Raw genomic sequence first — 19,265 nt, 5'->3', positions numbered from 1 at the left:
CAGACCTGCTTTAATGTGCGTATTCCGTGGTTGTATTCAGGATCATCTCGACCAGTCCTGGAAAACGCGTGTTCAGTTCTTCCTTTCGTAGGGAATAAAAATGCTGTTTACCTTCAATGCGCGGCTGAATCACGCCAGCTTCACGTAAAATTTTGATGTGATGGGACAACGTGGATTTGGAAATATGGTCTACTTCGAAGGCGGAACAGTTTTTCTCGCCAGAGCTGGCCAGACAGTGTGCAATTTTCATGCGGATCGGATCACCCAATGCATTGCAGACCGTGGTCAGCTTGAATTCCGAAGCCATAGGTATCGTTGGAGTTCTCATATCTATGACGTTAGCATATTCGGCTTTCTCTTTCAATGTTTGAAAAATTTCGAACTATACCTTGCGGGGAGTATAAGAAGTATGTTACATTTCTTTTCACTTAGTTCGAAAATATTCGAACTGAAAGATTGGAAATCGGATTTTTTATTCTAGGAGGAATATGAATGAGTGCTACAAATACCACTACACTGTTGAACAACTATTTCCGTTTATTTGATGCTTCACGTACAGACGAGCGTGCCATGGAAGATTTGTTATCTCTTTTCACACCGGACGCAGAGATTGTGCTTAACGGCACCAGCCGAACAGGATTCGACGGTTTTATGAAGGTTTTCTACGAGTACAATAAAGACGTAAAACATATGTGGGACGGTTGGGTGCAACAGCCTGATGGCAGCTATCAAACCAACTGGGCGGTATGCGGACAAGCGGGGGACGGAACGGTATATGCCAAAGCAGGCATTGATATTGCGCGTGTGAATGATGCGGGGCAGATCGTGTACCTGGAGAATGTACAGGCCGATCAGAATGCGTTCAGCAAGTATAATCAGTAATAGCGTAGAAGCCCCACAGTCTTTCAAACTGTTTGGCTTTTTTTTGTGTGGCATATTTAGCTAATTTGAAAGGCACTGAGGACGAGGGCTTCATCTATCCAATAGCACAGTTTCTGCAAGAAAATGGGTACATAAAAATCGTACATGAAGATCTGTACATGAAAAAGGACCCTCCCGCATGTCCAAAACATGGCGGGAGGGTCTTCTTAAACGTACTTGCATGCCATTCCTATCCTTGCATCGTCTTATTCTGAAAAGCAGCGATATCCGCATACTCCTCTTCGAATTTGCGGGAGATGCGGATGAAGATCGGCAGCAGTTCCCGATAGACGCGGACACTGTCCGGGTCCGGCTGGTGCCGATGTGTTGATCCGATCATGCCGGAGACGGCACTCAGGGAATCGATGCGGCCAAGGGCGTACAAGCCCAGTACAGCTGCGCCGAGGCAGGAGCTTTCAATGCTTTCGGGAATGATGACATCCTGATCGAAAATATCCGCCATCATCTGACGCCACAACTCAGAGCGGGCGAAGCCGCCAGTTGCCTGGATTTTTTTCGGACGACCGATCTTTTCTTCAATCGCCAGCATGACGGTGTATAGGTTGAACAATACACCCTCAAGTGCAGCGCGAATCATATGTTCCTTCTTATGATGCAGCGTCAGACCGAAGAACGAGCCGCGTGCGTTCGGATTCCAGAGCGGAGCCCGCTCACCCGTCATGTACGGATGGAACAAAAGACCTTCCGAACCCGGAGGTACATTTTCGGCGACACGCGTCAGCACTTCATACGGATCGATGCCAAGTCGCTTCGCCGTTTCCACCTCGGAAGCCGCAAACTCGTCCCGAATCCAGCGGAAAATAACACCGCCGTTATTCACCGGTCCGCCAATGACCCATGCATCCTCCGTGAGCGCATAACAGAAGAAACGTCCTTTTGGATCGGTCACCGGTTTGTCCACGACTGTACGAATTGCTCCGCTAGTACCAATGGTTACAGCCACGACGCCTGGATCAATGGCATTCACGCCCAAGTTGGAGAGCACGCCATCACTGGCCCCGATGACAAATGGTGTGGTGACCGCAATGCCCATCTCCTTGGCGTACTCCGGGTGCAATCCCTGTTTCAGCACATGTGTGGTCGGTACAAGTCGGGATAGGTGCTCCGGCGTAATACCCGCCACATGAAGCGCTTCTGCATCCCAGTTGAGTTTCTCGAGATTCATGAGTCCGGTGGCTGAGGCCATCGAGTGGTCGATGACGTATTCAGAGAATAATTTATAGAAGACATATTCTTTCATGGATATGAATTTATGTGTCTGTCTGAATAGTTCCGGTTGATCTCGGGTAAGCCACATGATCTTGGTGAGTGGGGACATCGGATGAATCGGCGTGCCTGTTCTCAGATAGATTTCGTGACCATTCATCTCCGATTTGAGTACTTCGGTCCACTCGGCACTGCGATTATCTGCCCATGTCATGGCCCGCATCAGCGGTTTGCCGTGTTGATCGACTGGCAGGATGCTGTGCATCGCTGAACTGAACGATACAAACAGGATATCCTCAGGCTTCACTCCCGCTTTGGAAGTGGCCTGTTTAACGGATTCGATGACTGCTTTGAAAATATCTTCCGCATCCTGCTCCGCAATCGCAGGTGTGGGGGTGTGCAGCGGATAATCGGCACTGCCTTGAGCCACAATGGTTCCGTTCTGTTCGAACAAGACGCCCTTGGTGGAGGTCGTGCCGATATCTACGCCGATCATATAGGGTGAAGAAGCCATTTTGTCATCCCTCTTTCTTGAATATATAAGTGAAATGAATGCTGTTACACGTTAACACTTCGGGTACAGAAAGCCTTCCGATCGCGTAAATGCGAAGCATATGCTTTCGAAGTAGCTTTCCTCTGGAAAGCTTTTAATTCCATTTCTTCAGGCTCTTTCTGTCCCCTCCGCGCACGTGGCGCTATTCATCCAACTTATATGGCATCTGGTATTTATCTATAGATAAGAATATCAGACTTGAGGGATGGATCAAAATGCCAGAATCTTAATCCTTCACTGCTCCTGCGGCAATATCCGAGATAAACTGGCGACTGATGAACAGGAACATGACGATAAGCGGAATGACGGCGAGCAATGTACCCGCGATAACCATGGCATAGTCTGTGTTATACAGCCCGTTCAATTGAGACAACGCAATCTGCAACGTATACTTACGTTCATCTGTCAGGACGATCAAAGGCCACAGATAATCATTCCATACCCCGATAAAGGTGAACGCGCCGAGGAAAGCAAAGGCAGGTCGCAGAATGGGCAGCGCCACGTTCCAATAGAGTCGGAAGAAATTACAGCCGTCAATGCGTCCTGCATCCAGCAGATCATTCGGAATCGACTCCGTGGCATACTGGCGAATCCAGAAGATGCCGAAGGCGTTCACCATGCCCGGAATAATAAGGGCTTTGAAGGAACCGACCCAGCCGAACGTAGCCATCAGCACGAAGGACGGCACCAGCGACAGCTGGGAAGGAACCATCATGGTGGCGAGCAGCAGGATGAAGAGCCACTTTTTGCCGGGAAAATCAAACTTCGCAAACGCAAATCCCGCCAGTGAGTCAAAAAACAGCACCAGGATCGTTACGAGGCCTGACACAAACAACGTATTCAGAAAAGCCCCCCAGAAATCAATCTGCTGCATCACCCGCGTGATATTATTCCACAGTTCACCCCCGAACCAGAGCTGGGGCGGGAACTTGTAGATATCGGACGTTGTCCGGGTAGACATTACAATCAGCCAATAGAACGGGAACATGGATATGAGCATGCCCCCGATAAGACCGGTATACAACACCAGCGATTTGAGGTGTTTGGTCGCCATGTGCGCTCCCCCTTATCACATCAGGATGATTTGCCTTGAACAAGCTTCCAGTTCACAATCGAGAACAGGGCGATAATGAGGAACATACCCCAGCCAACAGCAGCACCATATCCAAAGTAATTGTTAATGAAGGATTCACGGTAGAGGTACAGTACAATCGTCATGCCTGCTGCACCCGCGCCACCATCATTGCCTACCAATACTTGCGGCTCGGTGAACAGCTGCATACCGCCAATCGTTGATGTAATGACCGTAAACAGGATCACAGGACGCAGCATCGGAATCGTAATTCGAAAAAAGGACTGTATCGCTGATGCGCCATCAATCTTGGCTGCTTCGTATAACGTCTGCGGGATACTCTGTAGCCCGGCCAGATAGATGACGGCGTTATATCCAGTCCAGCGCCAGACCACCATGGAGGAGATTGCGACTTTGATGCCCCATGGTGCATTCAGCCACTCCACAACCGGTAATCCGACCGACTGCAACAGATAATTGAGAAAGCCATAATTGTTGGCAAACAAGGCACCGAAGATGATGGCTACCGCCACGATGGACGTGACGTTCGGCAGGAAATAACCAACCCGAAACAGGGTGCGGAACTTCACAAATGGTGCATGCAGCAGAAAGGCAATAATCAGGGCGAAGAAGAGCATCGGAATCGTCGAATAGATCCAGATCATGAACGTATTGCCCACGGCTTGCCAGAACTCGGCATCAGTCAGCATGTATTTGAAATTGTTGAACCCGTTGTACGTCATGACACCAATGCCATCCCATTTATGAAAAGCCAGATAGAGTGAGAATCCGATCGGGAACAGGCCAAATACCGCAAACAGAATATAAAACGGCGATATCGCAACATAAAGTGCACGATGCTCCCACATCCTGGACCACAGTGACTTCTGCCGATCCAGATCAGGTCTTGCATTTCCGGGATCGGGAGTAAGACGAGGTTCAGTTACAGCCATATGAATTCCTCCTTTGCGGATAACGAAACCACACGTTCTTCAGGTTAACGCTGTAATTCCCGCTCGACGCGGTGCACCGTATCCGTCCAGACCTGCTGAGGATCGGCATTTTGCTTCGCGACATCATTCAGCCTTCGAGTAATAATGTTGTGTACGGAGGGGTATCTTTCTCCAAAAAAAGCATCCGGCACTTGCTGTGCCGATTCGGCAAATACTGGTCCTGTTGCCTGTCCGCCAAAGAAAGGTTCCTCTTCTTTCATGGCAGGGTCATCAAACACACCTGGAGCAGAAGGGAACAGGTTCAATGTCTGATATTGCTCCAGCTGATTCTCGGGACTTTGCAGCCAGCGAACCAGTTCGAAGGCTTCCTGAGGATGTTCACTCGACTTCAGGATGGACAGGAATGATCCCCCGTTATTGCCATCTCCCCCTGGTGCCCGAGCGACCCGCCACTTCCCGGATGTATCTGGAGCGGCTTCCTGAAGAACTTGCTTCATCCAGACAGCACCTACGAACGAGGCGATCTCGCCATTATTCATCGCGGCGTTCCAGCCTGGTGTCCAGCCGTCTGCGTTGGCAAGCAGTCCCTTCTCTTTGAAAGATATGGATGTATCCCAGCTTGTTCGAACCAGAGCAGAATCCATACCGATGAATGAACCATCCGGACGGAAATAACGTTCAGCTCCTTGCGACAGCACTTGATTGTAAACGCTTCCAATGTTATCGGTCAGATATACCTTGCCTCCGAATTTCTCCTTGAGCTGTTCTCCAGCAGCGGCATATGCATCCCAGTTGTTGATCTGGCGTGTGACGTCTTCGGGTTCAGATGGCAATCCGGCCTCCTTAAACAGATCTTCTCGGTAGAAGAGGGCTGTTGGTCCCGTATCCATCGGGAACCCGATCATCTGTCCACTTGGCGTAACGCCTTGCTTCCATTTCCACGGCAGATATTGGTCTTCAATATCTCCAGCACCGAGATCATACAGATTATAAAAACGGTCCTCACTGGGGAATAGCTCCATGATCCAGTCGTTCAATGCCACAATGTCTGGTTCACCTGAGCGTGCAGCGAGTGTTGTTTTGAGCTTTGCTTTGAAATCACCGCCGATTTTCTGAGCTGTTAGTTCAATATTGGGGAACTTTTCCTTAGCCCTGGCAATCAACTTATCATCGATGGAACGGTTCCAGTACCATAATGTAAGCGTTACCTTTTTGTTGTTCGCTGAATCGTCCTGTCCGGGCCAGATGGAGCATCCGCTTATGAGCAGGACGCAGACCATCAATATGGCTGTCCAGCATGTTCTTTTCCGGCGGATCATGTGCATAACCCCCTCATCGTTAAGTTCGAGGCATGAAGTGCTTTGGACTACAACATTAGTGTATGAGCAGTTTATAAACTCATACCCAATATTCCTGAAATGAAACACATATTTGTGTCCGTTGCGTAACATAATTTTAGTAGTTACTTTAAAAATAAAAGTTACTTGACACTTTATAATTTTTATTTTAAACTAACTTACATAAAGTAACTAATGATAATGAGAATAATATAGATACGTACTATATAATATCCAAGTGATCCATTTTTGCTCAGGATGCGAATCAATCCATATACAAGTTGGCCTAAACAGGAGGAACGACAATGATCAATTCACATATTATTCAACTGCTTGCCCCCAAAATCCAGACTTTTCCGAGTGGAAAAGAGTTTATATACCTCGTAGGGCCGATTAAGCTCCCGGTAAACCTTGATGGAGAGACCAAGACATTCCAGTGGTACAGCTGGATGAAGTCAGACAAAGCGATGGAGAGCGGGGAGTTGATTGAATCCCTTGCTGAGGCTGAGTTGGCAGAGCGTCAACAATCCAGTGTTCTGGTGTATGGTGACTTTGCCGACGCACAAGAAGCGCTGATCCGGATGCATAGCATCTGTCATACAGGCGACATCTTTGGCAGCAAACGTTGTGATTGCGGCTTCCAATTGGAGCAATCCATGAAAATGATCGCTGCTCACGGAGCGGGCGCACTGTTCTACCTTGCCAACCATGAAGGACGTGGCATCGGTCTGTTCAGCAAAGCGATGGCGTACATTTTGCAAGAAGAAGGTCTGGATACGGTGGATGCGAACTTGCAGCTCGGATTCACAGACGATGCCCGCAATTATGACGATGCGATTGCCGTATTGCGTGCGCTTCGCTCTGCTCCGGTTACACTGATCACCAACAATCCACGGAAGCTGGCTGCCTTGCAGGAAGCGGGATTGAATGTGGGTGGACGTGTGCCATTATGGGGAGATCGTTCTGCTTTTAACGAGAAGTATCTGCAAACGAAAGTGAATCGTTCCGGTCACTTGGCAGAAAGTGATGGCTGGGCTGGGGCAGAGACGTTGCTTCCGCATGCGCAGGCTTAATCATTATATAGATGTATGCGATTAGCTGATTAGCCGTTGTTGTACTCTCCGTTATGGAGAAGTGCAGTAACGGCTTTTTAGTATGGATAACAACATAGCGTTCAGATCTTCCTGATTCACGGAATGGCTTGCCGTTCGCACGGCATGGATTATACAATATAGGCATCTGATGAATGCGGGAGGAACCAAGGTGCCATTTGAGGGACAACGTATGTTGCCGGCTGCGAAAAGCATGAAGCAGTTTGAGGCGATAATTGAAGGCCCTTATACTTATGGGGTGATGCTGGAAACTCATATTGCACAGCTTCAGAGTGTAATGGACGAGGCGCGGCGGTATGACAAAAAGATACTTTTGCATGCAGATCTGGTACAGGGATTGAAAAACGATGAGTATGCGGCAGAGTATCTGTGTCAGCACATTCGCCCAGCAGGACTGATCTCTACAAGGGCAAGTGTAATCCAGAAGGCGAAGCAGAAGGGCATTACAGCCATACAACGTATTTTTCTGCTGGACACCCATGCTCTGGAGAAAAGTTATCTGTTGCTGGCCAAAACCCAACCGGATTATATTGAAGTACTACCTGGCGTCATTCCACATATTATTGCTGAAGTATCTGTGCGTACAGGTATCCCTATTATTGCGGGGGGACTGATCCGCTCACCGGAAGAGGTTGAACTTGCGCTTGGCGTCGGAGCGACGGCAGTGACCACTTCCAACGCAGAGCTGATCCGACATTTTGAGAAATCGCTTACACCTTAAAAAGAACCCACAACAGGAGGTTGTCTGTATGGAAAAATATATATTGGCTCTGGATCAAGGAACGACTAGCTCCCGGGCCATTCTGTTTAACCACGGCGGAGAGATTGTGCACATTGCTCAGCAGGAATTTCCCCAATATTTCCCCAAGCCGGGCTGGGTAGAGCAGAATGCCAACGAAATCTGGAGTTCCATTCTTGCGGTGATGGCTTCATGTCTGGCAGAGAGCGGGATCAAACCTGTCCAGATTGCCGGAATTGGAATTACGAATCAGCGGGAGACTGTTGTGGTATGGGACAAAGAAACAGGCAGACCCATCTATAATGCAGTGGTATGGCAGTCCAGACAGACCGCAGACATCTGTGAAGAATTGAAGACGCAGGGACTCGGGGACCTTTTTCGCCGCAAAACAGGATTATTGATCGATCCCTACTTCTCGGGAACGAAGGTGAAATGGATTCTGGATCATGTCCCTGGTGCCCGAGAGCGGGCAGAAAAGGGTGAACTGTTGTTTGGCACGATTGATAGCTGGCTGATCTGGAAACTAAGCGGGGGTACACACGTCACGGATATATCCAATGCCTCACGTACCCTGATGTATAACATCTATGATCTGCAATGGGATGACGAATTGTTGGGTATTCTCGACATTCCTAAGGCCATGCTGCCAGAGGTGCGAGGTTCATCCGAGGTATATGCACACACGACAGACTATCATTTTTTCGGTCATCGGATTCCGATTGCGGGGGCGGCAGGAGATCAGCAGGCAGCGATGTTTGGTCAGGGCTGTTATACCAAGGGCAGTATGAAAAATACATATGGTACCGGATGTTTCATGCTCATGAATACGGGAGAGAATCCGGTGCAATCGGATCACGGACTCATTACAACCATTGCCTGGGGGATGAATGGTAAAGTTGAGTATGCACTCGAAGGCAGCATTTTTGTTGCAGGCTCAGCGGTTCAGTGGCTGCGTGACGGTTTAAGAATGCTTCGCTCTTCAAAAGATAGTGAGGACTACGCCTCACGTGTGCCTTCGACAGACGGCGTTTATATGGTACCTGCATTTGTGGGACTGGGCAGTCCGTATTGGGATAGTGAGGTTAAGGGTGCGGTGTTCGGCCTGACCCGGGGCACGACGAAGGAGCACTTTATCCGTGCTACACTGGAGGCATTGGCGTATCAGACCAAAGATGTACTGGAGGCGATGGAATCCGACTCGGGTATACCCGTGCATGCTCTGCGTGTCGATGGCGGCGCGGCGGCCAATGATTTCCTGATGCAATTCCAGAGTGATATTCTGGGCATTCCCGTCGAACGCCCTACAGTGAATGAAACAACTGCATTGGGTGCGGCTTATCTGGCAGGTCTGGCGGTGGGGTATTGGACGAACGCGGATGAATTGACCGATCATGAGAATACCGAGCGTGTCTTCCATCCTGTTATGGCTGAGGAACAACGGACAGAACTGTATGCAGGCTGGAAGCGTGCAGTGAACGCAGCGATGGCCTTCAAATAAAAGATATATGATTAATCTGCAATTCTCTCGATGTGGGCATTTGTACTTTATCACTAAACTTATGTTATAAATGATATTTACTGGTGGAAAATGATGCATGATTTACAGGGGAATTCTTCCTGGGGAAGCGAAACCATATGCCCACTATAAGGAAAAAGTTAAGGTTAGTGGATTCATTTGAAATTCCATCCTTTGGCAGAACAACTTTTTGAATTTTTTTTGAATAATGTGTCATTTCAGGACTTCACGCCGTCAAAAATCTGTGATAGGATAAAGGCACAAGTTAAAAAATGATGTCTGGAGATCGGGAGGGACCACGTGCCGCTCAGCAATTGCTGAGCGAATGACGTGGTCCTTTTTTTTTGTTTTTTTGCGGATACATCAAGGGAATCAATAGGGGGTTCAAGGATGGCAGAAACGTTCTCGTCAGCACACCGGACCGAATATTTGGAAAGAATGGCGAATGCACATTTTGACATATTGATTATTGGCGGCGGGATTACAGGTGCAGGGATTGCATTGGATGCGGCTTCCCGTGGATTGAAGACAGCGCTTGTAGAAATGCAGGATTTTGCAGCAGGAACATCCAGTCGTTCGACCAAATTGGTCCATGGCGGTTTGCGTTATTTGAAGCAATATGAAGTGAAAATGGTTTCGGAGGTAGGACGGGAGCGGGCTGTAGTGTACGAGAATGGGCCGCATGTGACAACACCGGAACCGATGTTGCTACCAATCTACACGGCAGGTACGTTCGGCCGCTTCAGCACATCCATTGGTCTGATGGTATATGATCGGCTCGCCGGGGTGAAGCGCAGTGAACGACGCCAAATGCTGAATGCCGGTGCAGTGTCGGATAGTGAACCTTTGCTGCGCAAACAGGGATTGTTGGGTGGTGGACTCTATGTGGAGTACCGGACAGACGATGCCAGGCTCACCATTGAAGTCATGAAAGAAGCTGTCAAACGTGGGGCACAGGCAGTGAACTATGTGAAGGCAACAGGTTTCCTGAAGGAGAATGGCAAGATTACAGGTATTCTTGCCGTGGATCAGATCGATGGTCAGACCTATACGCTGAAAGCAAGCAAGGTGATCAACGCTTCCGGTCCCTGGGTGGATGGGCTGCGGGAATTGGATGGTTCACGCCAGGGGAAAACGCTACAGATGACCAAAGGTATTCATTTGGTTTTCGATGGTGAACGGTTTCCGCTAAGACAGGCGGTTTATTTTGATACGCCAGATGGTCGAATGGTATTTGCTGTCCCTCGTGATGGCAAAACCTATGTGGGGACAACCGACACCGTATATCAGGACGATCCTGCACATCCGCTAATCTCCGACTCGGACCGCGATTATGTGATTGATGCAGTCAATGGCATGTTTCCGGATGTACAGATTGGTATCGAGGATGTGGAATCCGGATGGGCGGGTGTACGTCCATTAATTCATGAGGAAGGCAAGAATCCTTCCGAAATTTCACGTAAGGACGAAGTCTGGGTATCCGATTCCGATCTGATTACCATTGCCGGGGGCAAATTAACCGGATACCGTAAAATGGCCGAGATGGTCGTTAATCTGGTCGCGCGCCAGATGGAGCAGGAGCACGGACAATCCATAGGTCCTTGCGTAACGAAGAAGATGCCCATATCCGGCGGGGACGTAGGAGGTTCGGCTGGATTCGCATCGTATGCGGAGCGCAAGATCAAGGATGGTGTTGCCTTGGGGCTTACTCGACCTGCTGCGGAGCGGCTGGTCCGCACGTATGGTTCCAATGTGGAGGCCCTGTATGAGCGAATGCCTGATCCACACACCAAGGCCGAGCTTCATGGCCTATCACAGGAGCTACTGCTGATGTTACGTTATGCGATCGAAGAAGAGATGGCAGTAACCCCGTCTGACTTTTTGGTACGAAGAACAGGAGATCTATTTTTCCGTATTGATGAGGTCCGTCGTTATAAGGCAGCGGTTATCTCCTATATGGCCGGGCATTTGAACTGGTCTGAAGAGCAAGTGGTTATGCATACACAGGAACTGGATCAGCTGTTGTTGGAAGCATCCGGCAAAATCTGAGGCAGGATTTCGCAACTGAAAGTCGAATGGAACATGTAAGCGTGTAACACAGAGAGGGGATTACATCCATGACATTACAGATCGGAATCATTGGAACAGGCTGGTTCAGTAAGGTACATGCAGATATTCTCGCACGAATGGAAGGTGTTCGTGTTGCGAGTGTCTGTGGAACAACGTTGGAAAAGGCAGAGGCTATGGCCTCCGTCTATGATGCTGTTGGTTACGGTGAACTTGAACATATGCTGGATGGTGAGAAGCTGGATGCGGTGTATATCTGTGTGCCTCCGATGTCTCACGGATCGATTGAGTCGGAATTGAATCGTCGCGGAATTCCATTCCTGGTCGAGAAACCGCTGAGTACTGGAATGGACGTTCCGCGTCAGGTGTTGGATCAGGTACAGAAGAGCGGCTTGTTAACCTCAGTCGGCTACCATTTCCGTTATCAGGAGGCTGCTCAAGTATTGCAACAGGCCATGAAAGAACAGACGGTTGGCATGGCACTTGGCCGCTGGATGGGCGGAATGCCAGGAGTTGCATGGTGGCGGCGCCAGGATGGTTCAGGTGGGCAATTCGTGGAGCAGACCACACATATCGTAGACTTGCTTCGGTATTGTGCAGGAGAAGTTACGGAGGTGTACGCCGTAGCAGCTCAGCGAAGCATGCATGAGAAGCATGAGCATGTTACTGTTGCCGATGTAGCGAATGTGACGCTCAAGCTGGAAAGTGGAGCGATTGCAAGCATCGCCAATACCTGTCTGTTGCCAGACGGAGAGGGCGGTGCAGGGCTGCAGTTCTACACGGATGCAGGGGTGTGGGATTGGACGCCGGAACGTTTGCTTCTGCCAAGTGCTGCAACACATGCGATGGCAGGACTGGAGATTCCGGCAGGACATAATCCATATGAGCGTGAAAATGAAGCGTTCATTCACGCCCTGCGTACGGGAGACCGTTCACGAATTCTGTCCGATTATGCGGATGCCTGTCGTACACAGGAGATTACGACGGCTGCGCTGGTATCTGCAGATTCCGGCCTGCCGGTACAGCTTCAGCCTTCAAAGCATCTCTCTCATTAAAAATATAAATACGCCTGAATCGGGGATTGATCCGTAGATCAACCTGATTCAGGCGTATTTGTGTTGAGTGGAAATAAATGGGACAGGAGTCCATATTACTCGGATTTCTGCTGTTTCAACCAGTCGGAAGACCAGCTGTAGATCTGATCAATGACAGGCTCAATGGCTCTGCCTTTGGGTGTTAACTCATACTCTACACGAGGAGGAATCTCGGGAAACATGTGCCGGGTTACGATACCTTCTGTCTCCATTTCCTTCAATCGCTCCGATAAAAGTCGTCCACTGATGGCCATCTCTGCTTCAAGCTCCGTAAACCGCTTCGGTCCGGACAACAGTTGGTACATAATTAACAGTACCCACTTCTTGCCTATAATGTCTATGGCCTGAGTGATCATACAGGGACTTGGTGCTTTTACTTTTTTTAGCTTCAACGTGTTCACCTCGATTCATGATCATTTTTTTCGCTGATGTATATGAAAGACATGGTTTCTGCCGCGCTAAGAATGGTAGAACATTCAGTTTAATGACGGTCACTACAAAATATACTGTAACATACCTTTTGTATGTATTATACATCATACAGCGAAAAATTACTTGAAGAAATTATCTTATCATTGTATACTAACTTCATAAAAGTAAGTTAGTGATAAATAATATGTATAATATACACATGTACTATTTCGAAAGTGAACTTAGCTAAATAGATGAAAACAGAGTTACCTTCGGGGAACTTTTACATAGATTCTTTTTTTACCATTTATCGCCAAAATAATCATTACATAGTGGGAACATTCAATTCGCTATAGGAGGATATACATATGAACAAGATTTTGGGTTATATTTTTCTGGTTGTGCTAGCAGGTGTATTCGTCATGACAGGGTTTAACAAGATCAGTGGAGCAGACATGATGATTCAGACCTTCGAAAGTTTCTCTTATCCAACATGGACCATGTATCTGCTTGGTGCTGCCGAGTTGCTCAGTGCAGTGGGGCTGCTGATTCCACGTACTCGCATCCTGGCTTCTGGCATACTGACGTTCATTCTGATTGGAGCTGTGGGAAGTCATCTGATCTATGCACAATATGATGCTGTTCCGTTCCCGGCTGTGTTGTTGGTAGCTAACATGATTGTCCTGGTTGTGGGCATGCGCAGATTGGAAGAGGAAGAAGAAGGACATATGGATGCCATTCAGGTGTAAAGGAAAATGAATAGAAGATCTGAAACTATATCATGAGATGGCCGCTGCAGATGAGCATAAAAAAAGAAGAACCCACGAAAAACAACGGGTTCTCTTGCAGCGGGACTTCCTGAATCGGAAGGTCTTCTGACTATAAATGATCGAATACCATTCTTATTATAGTAACTTTTTTAATTGAGAGACGCGTCCTTGGCTAATGCCAAGCTTTTCCGCAATTTGCTGTTGAGCCAAACCGGGATTCTGTTCAACAATTTCTTTCATCTGTTGCAGCATGCGTGCCGTCTTGGGTCGCAGGTCCGGGTATTCTTGGTTGTCAGCAGTGGTCCCTTCTTCCCTAGCGGGAGATGAGACTGAGGCGGATTTGGTAGCAGGACGCTCCACGGGTGCAGGAGCCTGTTTGTTCTGAGGTACGAACCAGTCGGGAGAGTCATCCGGGTGTTTTAATTGAATTGCACAAGCCCGGCAGATGAATTGTTCTTTGAAATACATTTCCGTATCTACATCACCACAAAAAATACATAATGTTGATTTGTACTTTCTTAAAATCAGCTCTTTCCCTTCAATGAAAAACTCAAGCGGATCGCCGATATGGATTTCCATCGTATCCCGCATTTCTTTGGGAAGGACAATTCGTCCAAGACGGTCCAGAGATCTCTTCATTCCGGTTCTTTTCATCGCATCTCCCCCGCAATATTCACAATTAAAAACCTGTCCTTATTGTAAGGAAGAAAGGGCTTTAATACAACAATAATATTTCAAATAAGTGGGATTATTCCATCTATTATGGGAAAATAAGTTTGGAAAGGATGGGTGCAACGGCTAAAGTGAACAATGCGGCCAGCACCATGGAGATACTGGAGATGGTACCTGTCAAGGAACTCAGTTCAAATGCTTTGGATGTCCCTGTGCCATGGGCACCGGTTCCAAATAGTGTGCCTCGTGCAATCTCGCCATCGATGTGCAGCATCTTAACAATAGTAGGACCCATAATTACTCCGAGCAGACCGGTCATAATGACAAAAACCGCTGTAACTGCCGGAATTCCCCCGATGGTTGCTGATACGTTCATGGCAATTGGCGTTGTAATGGAGCGCGGGATCAAGCTATGGATCAGCCCGGAATCCAGTTGCAACCATTTGGCGAGCAGGGCAGAAGAAAGCACGGCAACCACTGAGCCAGTCATGACACTGAAGACGATCTCGGAAATATGTTTTTTGAGTACATGAAAAAAGGTATACAGCGGTACGGCAAAAGCCACGGTGGCTGGTTGAAGCAGCAGGCTCAGCCATTTGCCGCCGCTGCTATACGTGGTATAATCCGTTCCCGTTGCGAGCAATATGCCTACGACAAGCAGTGGCGTAATGAGCAGCGGAGACAGATAAACTTTTGGCAGATTCCGATACATTCGTTTGGCAACTCCGTATATACCGACGGTTAACAACAGGCAGAGGAATCCAATCATCCGGTGTGACGCTCCTTTCGTTTCGCAATTCGTGTAGCCACCAGTCCTGTACAGGACATGACCAGAAATGTACTAAGCAGTACGATGAATAAAATCTGCAGACCGTCATGCTCCAGCATGGGCATATAGTTCATGATGCCAACGGCTGACGGAATAAAAAATAACAATAGTTCACCGAGTAGCCAGGCAGCTCCAACTTCAATCCAGCGCAGCTTCACGACACGGGTCTGAAGCAGAATGAATAGCACGACCATACCGAGTATCGAACCCGGTACAGGAAGATGGAGAGTACGGGCCAGCAGGTCCATAATCAGTGAAAAAACCATTAAAAGCGCAACCTGTGCAATACCAAGGCCCCATTTTTTCACTTCAATCCCTCCTTGTATAATCAACGTAATCGTTTGAGTAATTATGAAAATGATTCACTTGATATCACAAATTTTACATGGCATTCTTTCATGAGTAAAATGCATATTAAGAATGTTTACTATTCCATTTATCTATGAGAGGTGGGGATCAACCGATGGATATCCGCCATTTGCAATATTTTCTGGAAGTCGCCAGGCAACAGAGCTTCACAAAAGCCGCTGAAGTGCTATATATCACCCAGCCCACCATCAGCAAGACCGTCAAGAGTCTTGAAGAGGAATTGGGTATCACGTTGTTGGATCGTTATGGTAAGAAAGTGGAACTAACGGATGCAGGTCATGTGTTTTTTCGGCAGGCACTGGAGATTGAAAAATCGTTCCGCAATCTGTCATCCGAGCTGGATGACCTGATGAACTTGAAGAAAGGCCATCTACGAATCGGCTTGCCGCCGATGGTAGGGTCCAGCTTTTTTCCCATGATCATTGGTGAATTTCACAAAGCTTACCCGCAGGTAACTATTCAGCTATTTGAGGATGGGGCCAAAAAAGTGGAGGCCGATGTGATCAGCGGTGCACTGGATATTGGCGTTGCAGTACTGCCAACCGTGGATGAGCTTTTGGATCATTTTGTCTTTGTCAAAGAGAAGCTGAACCTGCTCGTGCACCCTTCACATCCACTTGCGGAGAAAGAATCGGTTGCGTTGCATGAACTGGAAAACGACGCCTTTGTATTGTTTCGGGAGGATTTTGCGTTGCATGACCGGATTATTGCGGCCTGTCAGGAGGCCGGGTTCCAACCCCGGGTGGTGTATGAGAGTTCTCAGTGGGATCTGCTCAGTGCGATGGTTGCCGCCAATCTGGGGGTAGCCTTGCTACCGGAGACCATCTGTCGTGAGGTGGATCATATGCGTGTGAGCATCATCCCCGTAACGGAGCCTGTGATTCCATGGCAACTCGGCATGATCTGGCGGAAAGACCGCTATCTGTCTTTTGCCACGAGAGAGTGGATCGGATTCACGCAGTCGATGCTAGGCGAGTAAGGAAGCGATCGAAGGTGGTTCTGTCATTGTAGTGCTCCGTGTAAATACTCTTTTGTTGACCCTGGATCGTTGTTACAATGGAAGCATAATCATGGTGGAGGTGTAGGAAAATGAAACTGCGGGTATCCGCTGTACAATACCAATTGCACACAATCAGCTCATTTGAGCAGTTCGCCGCTCAGGCTGAGCATTACATACGGACAGCGAGCGAATACGGAACCGAATTCGTACTGTTCCCGGAATTTTTCACAACGCAATTAATGTCCATTGGAGATGAACAAGGCAATGCACTGACGATTGAGGATCTGCCGAACTTTACGGAACAATATGAACAACTATTCACATCACTAGCTGCCAAGTACGGCATGCACCTCATCGGGGGAACTCACGTCATTCGTCGTGAAGGAAAGCTGTATAATACAGCCCACATGTTCTACCCGGATGGTCGCATCGCGCGCCAGGACAAGATTCACATTACACCAACCGAAGTCCAGGAATGGAATATGGCTCCGGGGAATGGACTTGAAGTATTTGACACGGATAAAGGCCGCATTGCAATGCTGACCTGTTACGATATTGAATTCCCGGAGATTGTGCGGATGGCCAAAGCCAAAGGTGCAGATGTAATCTTCTGTCCTTCCTGTACGGACGATCGCCACGGTTTCTACCGTGTACGCTATACGAGTCATGCCCGCGCGGTAGAGAATCAGGTGTATGTTGTGTTAACCGGAACGGTGGGTAATCTGCCGACCGTTGATTTCATGCGTGCCAACTATGGACAGGCAGCGATCATTACGCCGAATGATATCCCGTTCCCGCCACGTGGCATTCTGGCCGAGGGTGAAATTAACAACGATATGATTGTAACGGCCGATCTGGATCTGGACTTATTGTATGAGGTGCGCGAACGTGGATCGGTAACGACCTGGCGTGACCGCCGTACTGATCTGTATACCGATTGGGAGTAGGCAGCAACGTTTATAACCGAATGGAACAGAGCAGGAAATTCATTTGTCAGTGGAAAGGGGCGACCCGGCAACATGTATACCAAAGAAATGCTGATCACCGACCCGGAGCGAAGTGGCAAAAGGGTAAAGGCCGTCGTCCGCAATTATGTAGCAGCCGACTTTGAGGAGCTCATTCGTATTCAGGCAGAGAGTTTCCCTCCACCTTATCCGGAAGAGCTGCTTTGGAGTCACGAACAGCTCAACAGTCATGTAGGGCATTATCCAGAGGGCGCGATCTGTATTGAAGTAGATGGAGAACTAGCCGGATCGATGACTTCCTTACGGATGCAATGGGACTCTGCACATCCAGTAAGTCATACCTGGGCCGAAGTAACGGATGACGGCTATATTCGTAACCACCAGCCGGATGGCAACACGCTGTATATTGTCGATCTCTGTGTTCGTCCAAAGTACCGCAAGTGGGGACTGGCTCAGCTTATGATGCAGGCGATGTACCATCTTGTCATTGCACAGGGGATGGATCGGTTACTAGGTGCGGGTAGAATGCCGGGTTATCATCTGGTTGCAGACCAGCTGTCTGCGCAGGAATATGTGGACCAGGTGGCTGCGGGAGAGAAGCGTGATCCGGTGATATCGTTCCTGCTTCGTTGTGGCCGCATGCCGGTAGGAGTAACTGCAGACTATCTGGATGATGAGGAGTCCTGCAACTATGCTGCCCTGATGGAGTGGCGGAATCCATTCAAATAAAGAAATATCCAATGAAATATATCATCGATCGAGGAGGCATTTATCCATGGAATTCACGCGTATTACATCCATTCAAGATCCACTATTTGCCCAAATGCACAAGCTGATGCAGGAGATTTTCCCGCGGGAAGAAGTGCTGGACTTCCCCCTGTGGGCAGAACCGTTGGAAGATCCGGGTATTCGGGTGTTCGTGGCTGTACATGAAGGACAAGTTGTTGGGGCGACAGAGTACCGTTATTACGAGGACTGGAACGTCGCCATGACGGACTTCACGATTATTGGGCGCGAAGGTCTGGGGATCGGCAGTTTCCTGGCGAATCACCGTAAGCGTGATCTGCAGAAGCTGGCTGCGGTAAATGGAAAAGAATTGTTCGGCATGTTTGCCGAAATCTATAATCCTTATCTGAGTCAGGATCACGAGTTCGGTGGCATCAAGCCAATGGACCCGTATGTACGTCGTGAAGTGCTATCCCATCTGGGGTACCAGCGTCTGGACTTTCCGTATGTTCATCCATCTTGGCAAGGTGACGGTGAAGCGGTTGGCGGACTGGATCTGTGCTTCATGCCAGGCGATGAGTCACTCGGTGAACTGCCAGCCAGCCTGGTGGCTGATTTCCTGAATCGATATTATGCAGTGTTACCAAACAAACCGCAGGAATGGCTTGCCATGGTAGAGCAATTGACTGCTCGCAAGACCGTTGCGCTACTGCCGTTGTAATCATATGAATGACCCGAGCTCTGACTAACAGGGTTCGGGTCATTTTTTGTTAATCTTCTGAATTAACAAGATACTCTTTTTTCTTGGAGGTGGCATATGTTACCATAAATATGGAAAATAAATGTTTGCATTCATTATATTAAGGAGGCGATTAGATGAGAAAAAGAAGAATGTTGTTGATATGGATGTTCACTGTTCTATTAACAGCCTG

The 19,265-nt window shown here is 48.4% G+C and carries 20 protein-coding genes; 11 read left to right on the top strand and 9 right to left on the bottom strand.

The features are described 5' to 3' along the window. Positions 1–10: 10 nt before the first annotated feature. A complete protein-coding gene (locus AC4G47_RS28730; protein WP_491106821.1) occupies positions 11–328 on the bottom strand; it encodes an ArsR/SmtB family transcription factor in 318 nt (105 codons plus the stop codon). Positions 329–492: 164 nt separating this feature from the next. Here AC4G47_RS28730 and AC4G47_RS28725 point away from each other — a divergent pair, with 164 nt between their 5' ends. Beyond that, positions 493–882 (top strand): nuclear transport factor 2 family protein, encoded by a 390-nt coding sequence (locus tag AC4G47_RS28725; RefSeq protein WP_491103922.1) that lies wholly within the window; start codon positions 493–495, stop codon positions 880–882. A 229-nt stretch (positions 883–1,111) separates the two neighbouring features. Here AC4G47_RS28725 and gntK read toward each other — a convergent pair whose 3' ends face one another. The 4 genes from gntK to AC4G47_RS28705 all read right to left on the bottom strand — a co-directional run bounded on the left by gntK (position 1,112) and on the right by AC4G47_RS28705 (position 6,045). Then, complete coding sequence (gene gntK / locus AC4G47_RS28720) at positions 1,112–2,662, bottom strand: gluconokinase (protein WP_491103921.1); 1,551 nt, start codon at positions 2,660–2,662, stop codon at positions 1,112–1,114. A gap of 265 nt (positions 2,663–2,927) precedes the next feature. Continuing rightward, complete coding sequence (locus AC4G47_RS28715; RefSeq protein WP_458124483.1) at positions 2,928–3,755, bottom strand: carbohydrate ABC transporter permease; 828 nt, start codon at positions 3,753–3,755, stop codon at positions 2,928–2,930. A gap of 20 nt (positions 3,756–3,775) precedes the next feature. Continuing rightward, positions 3,776–4,642 (bottom strand): carbohydrate ABC transporter permease, encoded by an 867-nt coding sequence (locus tag AC4G47_RS28710; RefSeq protein WP_091013252.1) that lies wholly within the window; start codon positions 4,640–4,642, stop codon positions 3,776–3,778. Between the two features lie 128 nt (positions 4,643–4,770). Further along, positions 4,771–6,045, bottom strand: a complete 1,275-nt coding sequence (locus tag AC4G47_RS28705; protein WP_491103919.1) for an ABC transporter substrate-binding protein — start codon at positions 6,043–6,045, stop codon at positions 4,771–4,773. A gap of 323 nt (positions 6,046–6,368) precedes the next feature. On the opposite strand from AC4G47_RS28705, the gene AC4G47_RS28700 reads away from it, so the two are divergent. The 5 genes from AC4G47_RS28700 (at position 6,369) to AC4G47_RS28680 (ending at position 12,552) form a co-directional block, all read left to right on the top strand. Further along, positions 6,369–7,136, top strand: coding sequence for a GTP cyclohydrolase II (locus AC4G47_RS28700; protein WP_076329272.1), 768 nt, complete (start codon positions 6,369–6,371; stop codon positions 7,134–7,136). A gap of 190 nt (positions 7,137–7,326) precedes the next feature. After that, positions 7,327–7,896, top strand: a complete 570-nt coding sequence (locus AC4G47_RS28695) for a glycerol-3-phosphate responsive antiterminator (RefSeq protein WP_491103917.1) — start codon at positions 7,327–7,329, stop codon at positions 7,894–7,896. Between the two features lie 28 nt (positions 7,897–7,924). Then, positions 7,925–9,412, top strand: a complete 1,488-nt coding sequence (glpK, locus tag AC4G47_RS28690) for a glycerol kinase GlpK (protein ID WP_491103915.1) — start codon at positions 7,925–7,927, stop codon at positions 9,410–9,412. 408 nt (positions 9,413–9,820) lie between these two features. After that, positions 9,821–11,479 carry a glycerol-3-phosphate dehydrogenase/oxidase gene (locus tag AC4G47_RS28685; RefSeq protein ID WP_458124479.1) on the top strand — a complete coding sequence of 553 codons (1,659 nt, stop codon included), beginning with the start codon at positions 9,821–9,823 and terminating at the stop codon, positions 11,477–11,479. 68 nt (positions 11,480–11,547) lie between these two features. After that, the gene (locus tag AC4G47_RS28680) at positions 11,548–12,552 is read left to right on the top strand and encodes a Gfo/Idh/MocA family protein (RefSeq protein WP_491103913.1); all 1,005 of its coding nucleotides are present in this window, start codon (positions 11,548–11,550) and stop codon (positions 12,550–12,552) included. Positions 12,553–12,647: 95 nt separating this feature from the next. Here AC4G47_RS28680 and AC4G47_RS28675 read toward each other — a convergent pair whose 3' ends face one another. After that, positions 12,648–12,947, bottom strand: a complete 300-nt coding sequence (locus AC4G47_RS28675; protein ID WP_026081419.1) for a winged helix-turn-helix transcriptional regulator — start codon at positions 12,945–12,947, stop codon at positions 12,648–12,650. A 423-nt stretch (positions 12,948–13,370) separates the two neighbouring features. Here AC4G47_RS28675 and AC4G47_RS28670 point away from each other — a divergent pair, with 423 nt between their 5' ends. Next, positions 13,371–13,751: a DoxX family protein gene (locus AC4G47_RS28670; protein WP_491103911.1), complete on the top strand. Its 381-nt coding sequence runs from the start codon at positions 13,371–13,373 to the stop codon at positions 13,749–13,751. Between the two features lie 156 nt (positions 13,752–13,907). On the opposite strand, the gene AC4G47_RS28665 is transcribed toward AC4G47_RS28670, so the two are convergent. The 3 genes from AC4G47_RS28665 to AC4G47_RS28655 all read right to left on the bottom strand — a co-directional run bounded on the left by AC4G47_RS28665 (position 13,908) and on the right by AC4G47_RS28655 (position 15,581). Further along, entirely contained in the window at positions 13,908–14,426 is a 519-nt protein-coding gene (locus AC4G47_RS28665; protein WP_458124476.1) for an AbrB/MazE/SpoVT family DNA-binding domain-containing protein, read from the bottom strand. A 106-nt stretch (positions 14,427–14,532) separates the two neighbouring features. Beyond that, a complete protein-coding gene (locus AC4G47_RS28660) occupies positions 14,533–15,213 on the bottom strand; it encodes an LrgB family protein (protein WP_336762773.1) in 681 nt (226 codons plus the stop codon). Continuing rightward, on the bottom strand, positions 15,210–15,581 hold the full coding sequence (locus tag AC4G47_RS28655) for a CidA/LrgA family protein (RefSeq protein ID WP_145324724.1): 372 nt from the start codon (positions 15,579–15,581) through the stop codon (positions 15,210–15,212). The genes AC4G47_RS28660 and AC4G47_RS28655 overlap by 4 nt, the downstream gene beginning before the upstream one ends. A gap of 155 nt (positions 15,582–15,736) precedes the next feature. Here AC4G47_RS28655 and cidR point away from each other — a divergent pair, with 155 nt between their 5' ends. From cidR to AC4G47_RS28635, 4 genes are all read left to right on the top strand, one after another. Then, positions 15,737–16,621, top strand: coding sequence for a cidABC operon transcriptional activator CidR (cidR, locus tag AC4G47_RS28650; RefSeq protein ID WP_458124475.1), 885 nt, complete (start codon positions 15,737–15,739; stop codon positions 16,619–16,621). A 110-nt stretch (positions 16,622–16,731) separates the two neighbouring features. Continuing rightward, positions 16,732–17,589, top strand: a complete 858-nt coding sequence (locus AC4G47_RS28645) for a carbon-nitrogen hydrolase family protein (protein WP_491103909.1) — start codon at positions 16,732–16,734, stop codon at positions 17,587–17,589. Between the two features lie 72 nt (positions 17,590–17,661). Beyond that, positions 17,662–18,336: a GNAT family N-acetyltransferase gene (locus tag AC4G47_RS28640; RefSeq protein ID WP_491103907.1), complete on the top strand. Its 675-nt coding sequence runs from the start codon at positions 17,662–17,664 to the stop codon at positions 18,334–18,336. A gap of 46 nt (positions 18,337–18,382) precedes the next feature. Then, positions 18,383–19,054: a GNAT family N-acetyltransferase gene (locus tag AC4G47_RS28635; RefSeq protein WP_491103905.1), complete on the top strand. Its 672-nt coding sequence runs from the start codon at positions 18,383–18,385 to the stop codon at positions 19,052–19,054. Positions 19,055–19,265 lie beyond the last annotated feature (211 nt).

The organism is Paenibacillus sp. Negev47 (assembly GCF_058313655.1).
The sequence above is the reverse complement of the archived record's forward strand: the minus strand, read 5'-3'. Positions and strand labels throughout refer to the sequence as shown.

Excerpts from the sequence above, each read along its gene's own strand:
- AC4G47_RS28660 (WP_336762773.1), bottom strand. The coding sequence starts at position 15,213 with ATGATTGGATTCCTCTGCCTGTTGTTAACCGTCGGTATATACGGAGTT.
- AC4G47_RS28705 (WP_491103919.1), bottom strand. The coding sequence starts at position 6,045 with ATGATCCGCCGGAAAAGAACATGCTGGACAGCCATATTGATGGTCTGC.
- gntK (WP_491103921.1), bottom strand. The coding sequence starts at position 2,662 with ATGGCTTCTTCACCCTATATGATCGGCGTAGATATCGGCACGACCTCC.
- AC4G47_RS28645 (WP_491103909.1), top strand. The coding sequence starts at position 16,732 with ATGAAACTGCGGGTATCCGCTGTACAATACCAATTGCACACAATCAGC.
- AC4G47_RS28730 (WP_491106821.1), bottom strand. The coding sequence starts at position 328 with ATGAGAACTCCAACGATACCTATGGCTTCGGAATTCAAGCTGACCACG.
- AC4G47_RS28685 (WP_458124479.1), top strand. The coding sequence starts at position 9,821 with ATGGCAGAAACGTTCTCGTCAGCACACCGGACCGAATATTTGGAAAGA.
- AC4G47_RS28675 (WP_026081419.1), bottom strand. The coding sequence starts at position 12,947 with ATGATCACTCAGGCCATAGACATTATAGGCAAGAAGTGGGTACTGTTA.
- AC4G47_RS28665 (WP_458124476.1), bottom strand. The coding sequence starts at position 14,426 with ATGAAAAGAACCGGAATGAAGAGATCTCTGGACCGTCTTGGACGAATT.
- glpK (WP_491103915.1), top strand. The coding sequence starts at position 7,925 with ATGGAAAAATATATATTGGCTCTGGATCAAGGAACGACTAGCTCCCGG.
- cidR (WP_458124475.1), top strand. The coding sequence starts at position 15,737 with ATGGATATCCGCCATTTGCAATATTTTCTGGAAGTCGCCAGGCAACAG.
- AC4G47_RS28715 (WP_458124483.1), bottom strand. The coding sequence starts at position 3,755 with ATGGCGACCAAACACCTCAAATCGCTGGTGTTGTATACCGGTCTTATC.
- AC4G47_RS28710 (WP_091013252.1), bottom strand. The coding sequence starts at position 4,642 with ATGTGGGAGCATCGTGCACTTTATGTTGCGATATCGCCGTTTTATATT.
- AC4G47_RS28700 (WP_076329272.1), top strand. The coding sequence starts at position 6,369 with ATGATCAATTCACATATTATTCAACTGCTTGCCCCCAAAATCCAGACT.
- AC4G47_RS28725 (WP_491103922.1), top strand. The coding sequence starts at position 493 with ATGAGTGCTACAAATACCACTACACTGTTGAACAACTATTTCCGTTTA.
- AC4G47_RS28680 (WP_491103913.1), top strand. The coding sequence starts at position 11,548 with ATGACATTACAGATCGGAATCATTGGAACAGGCTGGTTCAGTAAGGTA.
- AC4G47_RS28640 (WP_491103907.1), top strand. The coding sequence starts at position 17,662 with ATGTATACCAAAGAAATGCTGATCACCGACCCGGAGCGAAGTGGCAAA.
- AC4G47_RS28670 (WP_491103911.1), top strand. The coding sequence starts at position 13,371 with ATGAACAAGATTTTGGGTTATATTTTTCTGGTTGTGCTAGCAGGTGTA.
- AC4G47_RS28635 (WP_491103905.1), top strand. The coding sequence starts at position 18,383 with ATGGAATTCACGCGTATTACATCCATTCAAGATCCACTATTTGCCCAA.